The sequence below is a fragment of the Nocardioides zeae genome (assembly GCF_030818655.1).
GTDB lineage: Bacteria > Actinomycetota > Actinomycetes > Propionibacteriales > Nocardioidaceae > Nocardioides > Nocardioides zeae_A.
Genome location: NZ_JAUTAN010000001.1, coordinates 3089659 through 3101925 on the forward strand (window position 1 = coordinate 3089659; position 12267 = coordinate 3101925).

Below are 12267 nucleotides of genomic sequence, written 5' to 3' on the forward strand. Positions count from 1 at the left end.
TCGGCCGGGGCCACCGCTTTGCATGACGTGCGGAAGGGGACGGCGCGCACCCTCAGCCGAGGTCGATGCCCATCTCGGCCAGGGTCCGCTGCGCGATCCGGAACGCGGTGTTGGCGTCGGGCACACCGCAGTAGATCGCCGTCTGCAGGAAGAGCTCCTCGAGCTCGTCGACCGTGACCCCGTTGCCGATCGCCGCGCGGACGTGCATCGCGAGCTCCTCGTGGTGACCGCGCGCGACGAGCGCGGTCAGGGTGATGAGGGAGCGGGAGTGCCGGCTGAGCCCCGGGCGGGTCCAGATCCCGCCCCAGGCGTACTGCATGATGAAGTCCTGGAACCCCGCCGTGAACCCCGTCGCCGCGGCGGTGGCGCGGTCGACGTGCGCGTCGCCGAGCACGGCGCGCCGCACCCGCATGCCGGCGGCGCGCTGCTCCTCGATCGTCGCCGACGACGGGACCCCGTCGCGGTCCACCGCGGGGCCCGTTGCGCCGTGGTGGGCCCGCAGGAACGGCACGAGGAGAGCTGCCACCCGGTCGGGGGCCTCGGCAGGGGCCAGGTGGGCGACGTCGTCGAGGACGACGAGGCGCCCGTTGCGCACCCCGTCGGCGATCGCCGCGAGGTCGGCGGGCGGCGTGGCCTGGTCGGCGGCACCGGCGACCGCCAGGACCGGCGCCGCGACCTCGACGAGCCGGTCGCGCGCGTCGAAGGCGGCGAGGGCGGAGCAGGTGTGCGCGTAGCCCCCGGGATCGGCGGCGGCGAGCGCATCGAGGAGCAGGCCGGCGCGCTCGGGGTCGCGGTCGACGAACCCCGGCGCGAACCAGCGCTGCCGCGCGCCGTCGACCACGCTCGACGTGCCCGACGCTCGGACGAGGGTGGCTCGCTCGTGCCAGCCCGCGGCCTCCCCGATCCGCGCGCCGGTGCAGACCAGGGCTGCGGCGACGACCCGCTCGGGCGCGTCGAGCAGGAGCTGGAGCCCCACTGCACCGCCGACGGACACGCCGGCGTACAGCACGCGTTCGCCGCTCCGACCCTCGTGGGCCAACGCGGCGTCGAGCGCCGCCAGCACGCCCGCCGCCAGCTCCCCCAGGTCGAAGGGGTCCTGGGGCGCGGGGCTGGTCCCGTGACCCGGCAGGTCCCAGGCGAGGACGCGGTGGTCGGCCGCCAGCGCGGCGGCCGTGGTCTCCCACAGCGCGGTCGCGGACGTCCCCAGGGACGGGCCGAGCAGCAGCACGGGACCCCGGCCCCCGAGGTCGACGGTGCGGATGTCGGGCACGCTCACTGCTCTCTCCTGCTCTCGCGGCGCAGGCGCTCGGCCTGCTCGACGACGCGACGGACGATCCCGTCCGCGGCACCGAGGTACGTCGAGGGATCGTGGGCCGCGTCCGCGGGGGCCGGGGGCGGGGTCGGCGCCCGCGGCCCGCCGTACCGCGTCGCGCTCGGCCAACAGCCCCGCGGAGGAGGCGGCCCGTGCCCGCTCGCCCATCACGTCCGCGTGCACCCGCAGCCCGGCCACGAGCTCGGCGGTCTGGTCGGCGGCCACGACGCTGCGGCGTCCGAGGTCGCGGAGGGTCGCCCACTCGGCGTGCCACGAGCCGGTCGGCCGCTCGTCGTCGGCGAGCGCGGCGGCAGCGTGCAACGTCGCGACGAGGCCCGGGGTCGTGATCGCGGCGCGCCGCACGAGCACCGACAGCACGGGGTTCTGCTTCTGGGGCATGGTCGACGAGCCGCCGCGGCCCTCGCCCGTCGGTTCCCCGACCTCGCCGACCTCGGACCGCACCAGGGTGAGCACGTCGGTGGCGATCCGGCCGCAGGCCTGGGTCGCGGTGCCCAGCGCGTCCCCGGCGCGGGTGACCGGGGTGCGGTCGGTGTGCCACGGCACCGAACGGGCGAGCCCCAGGGCGTCGGCCAGGACGTCGGTGATCGCGAGGGGGTCGACGGCCGCGCCGGTGCGCGCAGTCGCCCCGAGGGACGTCAGCTCGCCGAGGGCCGACAGCGTGCCCGCGGCCCCGCCGGCCTGCACGGGCAGGAGGGCACGGGCGCGACGTACCTCCTCGGCGGCCGCTACGACGCCCCGCAGCCAGCCGGCCGCCTTGAGGCCGAAGGTCGTGGGCACGGCGTGCTGGGTGAGGGTGCGGCCGACCATGACCGTCCCCCCGTGCTCGCGCGCCAGGTCGGCCAGCGCGTCGGCGGCACGACCGAGGGCCTCGTCGACGCGGTCGAGGGCGTCGACCAGCGCCAGGACCAGCGTGGTGTCGACGACGTCCTGGCTGGTGAGGCCGCGGTGCAGCCACGTCGCCGCGTCGGCCGCGCCGGTCGCGCGCAGCCGCTCCCGCAGCACACCGACCAACCCGATCACCGCGTTGCCGCCCCCCTCGGCGCCGAGCGCCAGGTCGGCAGCGTCGTCCTCCCCCACACCGGGCAGGACCGCCGCGGCGGAGGTCGGCGCGACGCCGGCCGCCACGAGCCCGTCCAGCCAGGCCTGCTCCACCCGCACCATCAGTGCCAGCAGGCGGGTGTCGTCGAAGAGGTCGCCGGCGCGCTCGTCGCCGGGCCACAACAGGTCGGGCACCCGGTCAGTCTCCCCCGGCCGACCCGCGACGACCGTCGAAGGCGAGGAAGACGGTCTCGTCGTCGCCCTGCAGGCGTACGTCGAAGACGTACCCCTGCCGGTCGGCCGTCGCCAGCAGCGTCGCGCGCCGCTCGGCGGGCAACGAGGCGAGCAGCCGGTCGGCGGCCAGCGCCTGCTCGTCGACGCCGGGTGCGCCCGCGGGGAGGTAAGCCCGCGTGAACAGGCGGTCCACCTGTCCCCGGGCGAAGACGGTGACGGCGAAGAACGGCGCCGCACCCGGCCGGGCCGGCCCCGGGGTGAGCGTCGAGAAGGAGTAGGCGCCGCGCCGGTCCGTCGACGCTCGGCCGAAGCCGGTGAAGGTGAAGCCGTCGCGGCGCAGGCTGCCCTCGACCTGGGGGACCGCGCCGCCGGGGTCGGTCTGCCAGATCTCGACCAGGGCGTCCGGCACCGGCGCACCGGCCCCGTCGACGACGTGTCCGTGCAGGCGGACCGCGCCCGGCGCACCCGGGGGCACGAGGTCGCGGTCGCCGGCGTACGGCAGGGCGTAGTGGAAGAACGGCCCGACGGTCTGACCGGGCGTCCGTGCTGGGGAGGTCATCGTCGTCCTCTCAGAGGTGCTCGACGTCGGACTCGCGCACGGTGCGGTGGGAGCCGGTGAGCACGATGTCCCACCGGTAGCCCGTCGCCCACTCGTGCGTGGTCACGGTGTGGTCGTAGGTCGCGACGAGCCGGTCGCGCGCCGCGGGGTCGACGATGGACTGGTAGATCGGGTCGAGGTCGAAGAGCGGGTCGCCCGGGAAGTACATCTGCGTGACGAGGCGCTGGGTGAACTCCGTGCCGAACAGGCTGAAGTGGAGGTGCGCGGGCCGCCAGGCGTTGCGGTGGTTCCGCCACGGGTAGGGGCCGGGCTTGATCGTGGTGAAGCGGTACCAGCCGTCACCGTCGGTGAGGCAGCGACCGGCACCGGTGAAGTGGGGGTCGACGGGCGCGGGGTGCTGGTCGCGCTTGTGCACGTAGCGGCCGGCCGCGTTGGCCTGCCACAGCTCGACGAGCTGGTGGCGCACGGGACGGCCCTCGCCGTCGACCACACGTCCGGTGACGACCATCCGCTCCCCGATGGGCTCGCCGCCGTGCTGGATGGTGAGGTCAGCCTCGAGGGGGTCGACGTCCGTCGGGCCGAAGGCCGGCGCCCAGAGCTCGACCTCCTCGGGATCGGCGTGGTGCAACGACTTCGTCGGGTGCCGCAGGATGCTGCTGCGGTAGGGCGGGTAGTCGAGCCGGGGGCGGGTCTCGACGGGCGCACCGGCGGCCACGGACGCGGCGTAGTCCTGCGCGATCGTCGCCATCTCGGCGGAGAGCTCCGCCTGGGTCTCGGTGGTCACGCCTGCGACGGTAGTGCGGCACGGGTACGCTCGGCGCCTCACATCTTCCACTCAGCGGAAGGAAGGCGGAGATGGCCGGCAACGCGCGCGAGCCCGGGACGACGGTCGCGCAACGCATCGTCGCCCTCCTCGGGGCCTTCGACGACCAGCACCGCCGGCTCCCGCTCGCCCGCCTCGCCGAGCGCTCGGGCCTCGCCCCACCGACGGCGCACCGGCTCGCGGCCGAGCTGGTCGCCGGGGGGCTCCTGGAGCGTCGCGGCGACGGGACCTACGCCGTGGGTCGGCGACTGTGGGACCTCGGCCTGCTCGCCGCCGTCCAGACCGACCTGCGAGCCGCGGCAGCGCCGTTCCTGCAGGACATCTACGCCGCCACGCTCGCCACCGTGCATCTCGCGGTGCGGGAGGGCACGGAGGTGCTCTACGTCGAGCGGCTGTCGGGACGGGCCTCGGTGCCGATCATCTCGACGGTGGGCAGCCGGCTGCCGGGGCACGCGACCGGCGTCGGGAAGGTACTGCTCGCGCACGCACCGCCCGCGGTCCTCGACGAGCTCCTCGCGGGCCCCCTGCCCCGGCTGACGCCCTACACCGTCGTGCAGCCCGGCACGCTGCGGCGCCAGCTGGAGGCCGCCCGCCGCGACGGCTACGCCACGACCGTCGAGGAGGTGTCGGCCGGGGCGTGCTCGCTGGCGGTCCCCGTACGCCGCGGCAGTGCCCCCGACGCCCCCGTGGTGGCCGCGCTCGGCGTGGTCGTGCCCTCGCTCAAGCGCGACCGCCCGCGGTTGCTGGCGTCGCTGCGCACCGCCGCTGCGGGGATCGCCCGGTCGCTCTGACCCGCCCCCTCCCCCGCCGGGGACGGATCAGACCGTCGGCCAGCCCGTGTACCCCTCGGCGAGGTAGGTGGACCCGGCCGTGGAGCTCACCAGGCTCTCGAGCTCACCGAGCTGCCGCGCCTCGTCGAAGTCCTCGGAGTCGGGCGAGCGGTGCAGCATCGTGGTCATCCAGTAGGAGAAGTGCTGGGCCTTCCACACCCGCGCGAGCGCGCGGTCGGTGTAGGTCTCCAGCGCGTCGGCCTGGCCCTTGAGCAGGAACCGCTCGAGCTCCTCGGCGAGCACCCGCACGTCCGCCATCGCCAGGTTCAGACCCTTGGCCCCGGTCGGCGGCACCGTGTGCCCGGCGTCCCCCGCGAGCACGAGACGGTCGTGGCGCAGGGGCGTCTGGACGAAGCTCCGGAACGGCAGGACGCTGCGCTCCAGCACCGGGCCCGTCTGCAGCCCGAAGTCGTCCACACCGGCGACCCGCCCCTGCAGCTCCTCCCAGATCCGCTCGTCGCTCCAGCCTGTCGGGTCCTCACCGGGATCGCACTGGAAGTACATGCGCTGCACGTCCGGCGTGCGCTGGCTGATGAGGGCGAACCCCTTCTCGGAGCGGGCGTAGACCAGCTCGGGGGCGCTGCGCGGCGCCTGGGCGAGGATCCCGAACCACGCGAACGGGTACTCGCGGAGGTACTGCTTCCGGTCCGCCACCAGCGGACGGCAGACGCTGCGGGAACCGTCGGCCCCGACGACCACCTCCGCGACGACCTCGTGGGTGCGACCGTCCGTGCCAGTGTAGGTGACGCGGGGCTCGGCGACGTCGAGCACCTGCACGTCGCTCACCCCGTACCGCAGGTCGCCCGCGGCGGCCGAGCGGGTGGCGTGCAGGTCGCGGAAGACCGCGGTCTGCGGGTAGAGCCAGACCGACGCGCCCACGAGCGCCTCGAAGTCGACGTGGTGGCTCACGCCGCCGAAGCGCAGGTAGATGCCCCCGTGCCGGTCCCCCTCGGTGAGCACCCGCTCGCTGGCGCCCGAGTCGACGAGGAGCCGGACGCTGTCGCGCTCGAGGATGCCGGCGCGATGGGTGGTGGCGATCTCGTCGTGCTCGCGATGGTCCAGCACGACCGACTCGATGCCGGCCAGGTGCAGGAGGTGGGAGAGGAGGAGACCGGCGGGGCCGCCGCCGACGACGACGACCCGGGTGCGGGTGGTGGATGCGGTGGTCACGGCGAGGACGCTAGGGGCCCGTGACGGGCATCACCTCCCCTAGGATGTCACTGAGTGGAACGCGTTTCCGAGGGGAGCAGTCCGTGGCGGGTGGTGGGACCCCGGGGGCGTCGCTGGTCCGGCGGACGCTCGCGGTGCTCGGCGCGTTCGACGACCGACACCGGCGGCTGGGCCTGACCGAGCTCGCGACCCGTGCCGACCTTCCCGTGCCGACGACCCTGCGCATCGCCCGCGAGCTCGTCGCGGGGGGCGCCCTGGAGCGCGGCGAGGACGGCCGGTACGCCGTGGGCCGACGCATCTGGGACCTCGGGCTGCTCGCCCCCATGCAGAGCGGGCTCCGGGAGACGGCCGCCCCCTTCCTCCAGGACCTCCAGGCGGCGACCCGCGCGACCGTGCACCTGGCCGAGCGCGAGGGCGACCAGGTCCTCTACCTGGAGCGGCTCGCCGGGCGCACCACGGTGCCGGTGGTCAGCCGCGTCGGCGGCACCCTGCCGCTGCACGCCACCGGGGTCGGCAAGGTGCTGCTCGCCCACGCACCGGCCGACGTGGTCGCCCGGGTGCTCAGCGAGCTGTCCGGGCGGCCGCGACTGACGCCGTACACGATCACGTCGCCCGGGGTCCTCGCCGAGCAGCTGCGGCGGATCCGCCGGGAGGGCGTGGCGACCACGGCCGAGGAGATGACCCTCGGGGCCTGCTCGATCGCCGTGCCGATCCGCCTGGGCGGGACGGGCGGGACGGGCGGGACGGGCGGGACCGGCGACCCGGGAGGAGCCGGCGAGGTCGTCGCGGCGCTCGGCGTCGTGGTGCCGTCGCTGCGCCGCGACCGCCCGCGGATCCTGGCCGCGCTGCAGGTCGCGGCCTCGGGCACGGGACGCGCCCTGGCGAGGGCCGCGGTCGGCCAGCGCGGCTGAACCGCGGCGCTCCGCTCAGCGGGCCACCAGGCGAGCAGGCAGGGAGGAGAAGCCCCGCAGGGTGTTGTTGAGGTGGCGGACCGGGATACCGTCCGGTTCGATCTTCTTCACACGACGGGCGAGCGCGTGCAGCACGCACTCGGCCTCCATCCGCGCCACGTGCTGGCCGACGCACTGGTGGATTCCCATGCCGAACCCCACGTGACCCGACGGGTCGCGGTCCAGGTCGAACTCCTCGGGGCGCTCCCACCGGCTCGGGTCGTTGTTGGCCGAGCCGAGGAACATGAGGATCTTCCGCCCCTCGGGGACGACCACGTCACCGACACGAACGTCGCACGTGGCCGTGCGGAAGAAGGTCTGGACGGGTGACTCCCATCGGATCGCCTCGTCGAACGCGACCCGGGCCCGGGCGGGTTCTGCTCGCAGGCGCTCCCACTGCTCGGGTGACGACAGGAAACCGGCCATCACCGCTCCCAGGGCGTGCACGGTGGTGTCGACCCCGGCGGACAGGAGCGAGCGGACCACGAGCGGCGCCTGCTCGGCGGTGATGTCGCCACAATCCGACGCCTCCCAGATGCGCGCACCGAAGCCGTCCGCGGACAGGACCTCGCGACGGCACTGCTCGTTGACCCACCCGGAGACCCCAGCGATCCTCGGCAACCCCTTCTCGACGAGCGCATTGACGGGACCGAACGCGTTGAAGAGGTGGTCGCCGTAGGGCAGCAGGTTCTCGCGTCCCTCCTCAGGGATGCCGACCGCGTCGGGGAAGACCCGCAGCGGGAAGCGCTCGGCAAGGTTCGACACCGCGTCGAAGCGCTCACGCTCGAGCAGGTCCTCGACAAGCTCCTCGGCGGCTGTCTCCCACCGCGGACGCAACGCACGCAGCGCGCGGGGGTTCAGGATGGGCTCGAGGACGTGGCGAGGGGCGTCGTGATGCGGAGGGTCGGTCTCCAGCAGCAGGCTCGGCGGTCGCCACGGCTTCTCAGAGCGGAAGTTGCTCAGTCCCACGCCCGCCGCAGACTGGAAACGCTGCCAATCGACGAGTGCGGCGTGCACCTCGGCGTAGCGTCCCATCGCGTAGACGTCGTAGCGCGGAAGGTGCACGACGGGGCCGGCCGCGCGCAGACGCTCGTGGAACGGGATGGGATCGGCGAGGATCTCCGGCCCGAAGGGGTCGACGTCCAGGGCCGGGGCCTCGACGGTCGGATCCGGGGTGGCGAGCGACATGGTGGTGTTCCTTCGGTGGGCGCTGGACGGGCAGGTGAGCCGAGAGGTCAGAGGTCGAGGACGAGGCGGTCGCTCGCCGACCTGGAGACGCAGGGGTAGAAGCAGTCGTTCCGGCGGCGCTGCGCCTCGTCGAGCAGCGAGTCGCGGTGGTCGGGGGTGCCGGCGAGCACGGTGGTCTCGCACGTCCCGCACACGCCCTGCCTGCAGGAGGCCAGGACGGGCGCTCCCGCTGCCGCGAGAGCGTCGAGCACGCTGTCCCCGGGCTGGATGCCGAGCACCGTGCCGGTGCGGGCGAGCTCCACCTCGTAGCCGGTCGTGCGCACCGGCGGGCCCTGCTCGCGCGCCTCGAACCGCTCGATCCGCAAGTGCCCGACTGGTCTGTCGGTGCACACAGACTCCACGGCGGCGAGCAGCGGCGCGGGGCCGCAGCAGTAGATCTTCGTGCCGGACGGTTCGGCATCGACCGCCGACGCCAGGTCGAGGAGTCCGTGGGAGTCCTGGGGCCACAGGGTCACCCGATCGCCCCAGCGTGCGAGGCGATCGACGAACGCCATCGAGACCCTCCTGCGGCCGCCGTAGAGGAGCGACCAGGGCGTGTCGAGCATCGTTGCCTGCTCGATCATGGGCAGCATCGGAGTTATCCCGATCCCACCGGCCACGAAGAGATAGCGATCGGCGGGCACCAGCGGGAAGTGGTTGCGAGGCCCACCCACCTCGATCCCGTCGCCGACGGCGAGATGATCATGGACGAAGGCTGAGCCGCCACGGCCGTCGGGCTCGCGCAGCACGGCGATCTCGTAGGAGCGTGGGTCCCACCGGTCACCGCAGAGCGAGTACTGGCGGGTGAGTCCGTTGGGGAGACCCAGGTCGATGTGCGCTCCGGGCGTCCAGTCCGGCAGTCGCAGTCCTCCCGGCGCCTCCAGGCGGAGCCTGACCACGCCGTCCGCGACGGGGTCCTTGGCGGTGACGACGAGGGCTACCCGGCCGGAGGCACCGACGGACGCCACGACGGGCGCGGGCCGGCCTGCTGCGGCGGGCGACGATGAGAGCGACATGCGTCGGAGGATGCCCCGATAGTGACAGCGGTCACTATGGCTTTCCCATTGAACGGGCGGACGGCTCGGATTGCGCGTCGCCGCAGCTGACGCGCTGCTCAGCTGCCCCCCGAGGCCCGCGGAGGGCCCGCTCGAGACCCCGGGCTGCGGTGCGCAGCACGTCGATGCGTGGCCGCGTCGAGCTGCCATCATTGGGAATGACGAGAGCGAGCCCGGCGATGACGCTGCCGCTCGGTTCACGGACCGGGACGGCGACCCCGGTCGCCGCCAGGTCGATGTGGCCGCGGCACTCGGCGAAACCCTGGTGCCGCACGTCGGCCAGCAAGGCTCGCAGACGGGCCGGATCCGTGACGGTGGAATGCGTGTAGGACTGCAGCGGCCCCGCCAGAACCTGCTCCTGCACACCGCGTGACGCATGGGCAAGCAGGACGAGACCGGCGGAGGACGCATGGAGGGGGAGACGCCCGGCGATCCGGGTAACGTTGATGACCGCGCCGCGGGCGGAAAGGCGCTCGAGGAAAAGCACGTCACGCCCGTCGAGCACCCCGAGCTGGGTGTGGTGCCCGACCACCGCCTGCAGGTCCTCCATGAAGGGCATCGAGACCTCACGGAGCACCTGCGCGGGCGACGCGCGGGCGGCGAGCTCCCACATCCTGACCCCGACGCGGACCTGGCCGCGCGCGTCACGACGAAGGAGCTGGTGGGAGACGAGCTGGTCCACCAGCCGCGATGCCGTCGATGGGGGCAGGCCCGCCCGAGCCGCCAGCTCGCCGACGGTCATGGCCGGCGTGGCGGGATCGAACGATTCGAGCATCCGCACGACGCGCTCGACGACGCCCTCACCGGAGGGTGACCGCGCCACGGGCTCACCTCCAGCTGATCATGCGCAACGTTCCATGCCCCGTCATGTCAGGGCAGCTCCAGAGTGACCTCGGCCCCGGGGCCGCTGAGCCGCGTCACGCAGGTGCAGAGGAGCCGGGCCGCATCGTGCTGGGCAGCGTCCAGGAAGACGTCCCGGTGGTCGACTTCACCACGGTGTCCCAGCACCTTGACCTGGCACAAACCGCACTCGCCCTTGCGGCAGTCGAACATCATGTCGAGGCCGGCATCCTCGAGCGCTTCGAGGATCGAGCGTTCCGCCGGCACCTCGAGGTCGACACCGTGTGCAGGTACGCGCACCGTGAACGCTTGGTTGGCGAACCGTCCGCTGGCCCCGAACGTCTCGAGGCGGAGGTCACGGGAGTGCCGGCCGTCGCTGCGCCATGCCTCACGCACCGCGTCCATGAGCCGCAGGGGACCGCACAGGTAGGCCACAGCGCCCCGTGGGACGGAGCGCACCCATCCCGCGACGTCGAAGCGACCGGACCGGTCGTCGCAGTGCACGTGCATCCGGTCGCGGTGGAGGATCTCGAGGTCGGCCAGGAACGCCATGCGGTCGCGCTCTCGGCCCACGTACGTCAAGGTGTAGTCGTCCCCCACGGACCTCGCCCGCGCAGCCATCCCGTACAACGCCGTGATGCCGATTCCACCTGCGAGGAACCGGACCGGACGACCTCCGGTGGCGAAGTCGAAGTTGTTGAGCGGCTGGGTGGTGGCGAGGCGGTCGCCCGCGCGAAGCGAGTGCATGCGGGCCGAGCCTCCGCGTGATCGGTCTGCCCGGTTGACGCCCAGCACGAGCACGTGACGCCGGTCCGCGACGCGCACGATCGAGTAGCTGCGGACGCCGGCGATGTCGTTGCCGGCTGTGCGGACGTCGATGTGGCTCCCCGGGTCGGCACCGGGCACCGCGGTCGCGTAGCGCAGCGCGATCTCGCGCACCCCGGTTGCCGCATCCCGGACGCTGTCGACGACTGCCCACGTCCACCGCTTCTGCGACGTGGCGCTCATGTGAGGCCACCTGCGGAGACATCGGGGTTCTTCTCCTCGGCGATCATGTCCTTGATGAGGCGCCGGGCCCACATGCCGCCCGCGTCGATGTTGATGTTGTAGAAGTCGTAGCCCGGGTTGTCGTCGATGGCGCGCTGCTGCGCGTTGAGCATCGTCTCGTCCTCGAAGAAGACGTTGCCCACTCCCTCGCGGAGCTCCGTGGTGACGCGTTGCTTGTCGATCGCGAAGTTCCGGGCGATCGCCCACAGATAGCGCGCCGTCTTCGGACCGGTCGGGCACATGGTGTTCAACACGTAACCGTTCACGCCCTGGCTGCGGTCGCCCTCGGGGGCTCCGGTGCCTGCGATGGCGACGCCGACGTCGATGCAGATCGTCGCCGGCGCCTGGTAGTGGATGATCTGCCACCGGTCCACCGGCCCGTGGTACTCAGGGAACTTGATCTTCAGCAGGTGCCTCCACAGGGGGGGCGGCTCGATCCCCCGCATCCAGCGGGTCACGGTCACTCGGCGTCCGGCTTTGTCGTGCACGGTGTCGAACTCAGCGGTGCTGAGGTCGTCGTTGCCGATGCTCGAGGTGTGGATGAACTCCTCGTGAGTGAGGTCCATCAGGTTGTCGAGGATCAGCTGGTAGCCAGCGTCGACCTCGATCACCTTGCCGTCGGCGGCCCACAGCGGGTCATCGTTCCAGTGCATGTCGGGCACCAGCTCGGGGTCGGCCTTCGCGGGGTCGCCCGGCCACACCCAGATGAACCGGTGCCGCTCGACCGTCGGGAAGGCTCTGACACCGGCGCTCGGGTTGATCGTCCGCTGTGCCGGCATGTGGGTGCACCGACCCTCGGCGTCGTAGCGGATCCCGTGGTACCCGCACTCGACCTCGTCCCCGCACAGCCGCCCCATCGAGAGGGGGACGAGACGGTGCCAGCAGGCGTCGGCGAGCGCGACAGGCGTGCCGTCCAGCGTGCGGTAGAGCACCACCGGCAAGCCCGCGACCGTGAAGGATGTCAGACGGCGACCGACCTCGGCGTCGTAAGCAGCGGCGTACCAGGCGTCCATGGGCCACTCGCTTGCCGCGATGTCCGTGAGGCCACCGAGGTCGTCGTCCCCGCCGCGGGCGTCGTGGGCGGCCGTAGGGGTTGCTCGAGCGACATCGGTCATGAAGCACGTCCTTCCAGATAGTCCGTATACGTAATAGAATGAGTGA

Annotated in this window: 11 protein-coding genes; 2 read left to right on the forward strand and 9 right to left on the reverse strand. The window is 73.1% G+C overall.

Annotated features, from left to right (window positions below):
• Window positions 1-52 precede the first annotated feature (52 nt).
• Genes pcaDC through pcaH form a run of 3 tightly spaced genes read right to left on the reverse strand, consistent with a single transcriptional unit; the run spans window position 53 to window position 3948 of the window.
• Entirely contained in the window at window positions 53-2566 is a 2514-nt protein-coding gene (gene pcaDC, locus QE405_RS14675) for a bifunctional 3-oxoadipate enol-lactonase/4-carboxymuconolactone decarboxylase PcaDC (RefSeq protein WP_307202031.1), read from the reverse strand.
• 4 nt (window positions 2567-2570) lie between these two features.
• Window positions 2571-3164: a protocatechuate 3,4-dioxygenase subunit alpha gene (gene pcaG / locus QE405_RS14680; RefSeq protein ID WP_307202033.1), complete on the reverse strand. Its 594-nt coding sequence runs from the start codon at window positions 3162-3164 to the stop codon at window positions 2571-2573.
• 10 nt (window positions 3165-3174) lie between these two features.
• Window positions 3175-3948, reverse strand: a complete 774-nt coding sequence (pcaH, locus tag QE405_RS14685; RefSeq protein WP_307202035.1) for a protocatechuate 3,4-dioxygenase subunit beta — start codon at window positions 3946-3948, stop codon at window positions 3175-3177.
• A gap of 71 nt (window positions 3949-4019) precedes the next feature.
• Between pcaH and QE405_RS14690 the strand changes: the two genes are divergently transcribed.
• A complete protein-coding gene (locus tag QE405_RS14690) occupies window positions 4020-4778 on the forward strand; it encodes an IclR family transcriptional regulator (protein ID WP_307202037.1) in 759 nt (252 codons plus the stop codon).
• A 27-nt stretch (window positions 4779-4805) separates the two neighbouring features.
• Here QE405_RS14690 and QE405_RS14695 read toward each other — a convergent pair whose 3' ends face one another.
• On the reverse strand, window positions 4806-5987 hold the full coding sequence (locus tag QE405_RS14695; RefSeq protein WP_307202039.1) for a 4-hydroxybenzoate 3-monooxygenase: 1182 nt from the start codon (window positions 5985-5987) through the stop codon (window positions 4806-4808).
• A gap of 83 nt (window positions 5988-6070) precedes the next feature.
• Between QE405_RS14695 and QE405_RS14700 the strand changes: the two genes are divergently transcribed.
• Window positions 6071-6898, forward strand: coding sequence for an IclR family transcriptional regulator (locus QE405_RS14700; protein WP_307202041.1), 828 nt, complete (start codon window positions 6071-6073; stop codon window positions 6896-6898).
• A 15-nt stretch (window positions 6899-6913) separates the two neighbouring features.
• Here the strand turns inward: QE405_RS14700 and QE405_RS14705 are convergent, their stop codons facing one another.
• From QE405_RS14705 to QE405_RS14725, 5 genes are read right to left on the reverse strand one after another with little or no spacing between them, the layout of a single operon-like run.
• Window positions 6914-8125, reverse strand: coding sequence for a cytochrome P450 (locus tag QE405_RS14705; RefSeq protein WP_307202043.1), 1212 nt, complete (start codon window positions 8123-8125; stop codon window positions 6914-6916).
• Between the two features lie 47 nt (window positions 8126-8172).
• Window positions 8173-9180, reverse strand: a complete 1008-nt coding sequence (locus QE405_RS14710) for a PDR/VanB family oxidoreductase (protein ID WP_307202045.1) — start codon at window positions 9178-9180, stop codon at window positions 8173-8175.
• A gap of 34 nt (window positions 9181-9214) precedes the next feature.
• The gene (locus tag QE405_RS14715) at window positions 9215-10042 is read right to left on the reverse strand and encodes an IclR family transcriptional regulator (RefSeq protein ID WP_307202047.1); all 828 of its coding nucleotides are present in this window, start codon (window positions 10040-10042) and stop codon (window positions 9215-9217) included.
• A gap of 47 nt (window positions 10043-10089) precedes the next feature.
• Window positions 10090-11067 carry a PDR/VanB family oxidoreductase gene (locus tag QE405_RS14720; RefSeq protein WP_307202049.1) on the reverse strand — a complete coding sequence of 326 codons (978 nt, stop codon included), beginning with the start codon at window positions 11065-11067 and terminating at the stop codon, window positions 10090-10092.
• Complete coding sequence (locus tag QE405_RS14725; protein ID WP_307202051.1) at window positions 11064-12221, reverse strand: aromatic ring-hydroxylating dioxygenase subunit alpha; 1158 nt, start codon at window positions 12219-12221, stop codon at window positions 11064-11066. The genes QE405_RS14720 and QE405_RS14725 overlap by 4 nt, the downstream gene beginning before the upstream one ends.
• Window positions 12222-12267 lie beyond the last annotated feature (46 nt).

What these genes read in the sequence shown, in the direction of transcription:
- pcaG (WP_307202033.1), bottom strand. Translation starts at nt 3,164, where the DNA reads ATGACCTCCCCAGCACGGACGCCCGGTCAGACCGTCGGGCCGTTCTTC.
- QE405_RS14690 (WP_307202037.1), top strand. Translation starts at nt 4,020, where the DNA reads ATGGCCGGCAACGCGCGCGAGCCCGGGACGACGGTCGCGCAACGCATC.
- QE405_RS14705 (WP_307202043.1), bottom strand. Translation starts at nt 8,125, where the DNA reads ATGTCGCTCGCCACCCCGGATCCGACCGTCGAGGCCCCGGCCCTGGAC.
- QE405_RS14710 (WP_307202045.1), bottom strand. Translation starts at nt 9,180, where the DNA reads ATGTCGCTCTCATCGTCGCCCGCCGCAGCAGGCCGGCCCGCGCCCGTC.
- QE405_RS14720 (WP_307202049.1), bottom strand. Translation starts at nt 11,067, where the DNA reads ATGAGCGCCACGTCGCAGAAGCGGTGGACGTGGGCAGTCGTCGACAGC.
- QE405_RS14725 (WP_307202051.1), bottom strand. Translation starts at nt 12,221, where the DNA reads ATGACCGATGTCGCTCGAGCAACCCCTACGGCCGCCCACGACGCCCGC.